1 protein-coding gene is annotated in these 1,060 nt (G+C 62.4%); it reads right to left on the minus strand.

Annotated elements, in window-relative coordinates:
- Nucleotides 1-140 precede the first annotated feature (140 nt).
- Nucleotides 141-575, minus strand: coding sequence for a hypothetical protein (locus NS334_RS16350; RefSeq protein WP_206542680.1), 435 nt, complete (start codon nucleotides 573-575; stop codon nucleotides 141-143).
- Between the last annotated feature and the right edge of the window lie 485 nt (nucleotides 576-1,060).

Below are 1,060 nucleotides of genomic sequence, written 5' to 3' on the forward strand. Positions count from 1 at the left end.
AACTTGGAATGCGAGAGGGTCACTCGCGGAGAGAGACCCCTCACCCGAATTGCATCTGCGATGCAATTCGACCTCTCCCACAAGGGGAGACGTGTACTGCCGATGCGGCTCCAGGATGAACGGAAGGACCAGCCTCGCTCTTACGCCCTTGGCGCGCAGCGGACGTAGACCATGTTGCCGTAGCGGGTGGCGGCGTCCTTGTCGACGAAGCGGGTGATCAGGACCCTGCCGTCGAACGAGATGATCTCGCGGTCCTGCTCGCCGGGCACCGGTCCGGGCGGGCCGATATAGTTCTTGCCGCTCGGGGAACCCTTCAGCCGCAATTCCTGCGGGGTAGCCTGGTCGGCCAGATGCATGATGACGCCGCCGCTCTGGCCGGCGCCGATCACGTAAGGCTGCTTGCACTGGCCGCGCGCGGCGGCCTCGGTGCGGGCACGGTCGGCGGGATTCTGGAACGAGGCGAGACCCCAGCGGCCGACGATCTCGTCGGGGCGGATCGACGCGGGCATTTCCGGGGCGACTCCCGGTTCAGAAGGCGCCGGCTCGGGGTTCGACGACAGCGACGGCAGGCTCATGCTGCCGCACGCTCCCAAGAGTGTCGTCAGCGCCGAAACAGCCGCGAACCGTGCGACCAATCGCGCGTTGAGTGACATGATCATATGTATCCCCCGACTATGTCCCGGCCGCACCCGTCATGCAGCCAAGCGTAAAACTTAAGACGGAGCAATGACGTCTGACAAAAGTACGTCATCGCTACGATTTGGTTTCCGGTCCACCATCCTATATTGGCCTCACCAAGGCCTTAACCCGTTTGCTTGACAGAAACTGCGCCAAGCCATATTTCCCGGCCCACAATTAGCACTCTTGCACCACGATTGCTAAATGCGTCGGGCGTCCTGCCTGGCGCCGACCGGGCCGGCATTCAACACCGGTCTCGATGAACCGGACCTGAAACCAAGCCTCCAAGAGGACCTTTAAGAGGGAACGTCATGGCTAAATCCACCTTCCGCCCACTGCATGACCGCGTCGTGGTCAAGCGCATCGATGCCGAGGAGAAGTC

Origin of the sequence: Sphingomonas endophytica (assembly GCF_001476895.1) — a bacterium.
GTDB classification, from domain to species: domain Bacteria; phylum Pseudomonadota; class Alphaproteobacteria; order Sphingomonadales; family Sphingomonadaceae; genus Sphingomonas; species Sphingomonas endophytica_A.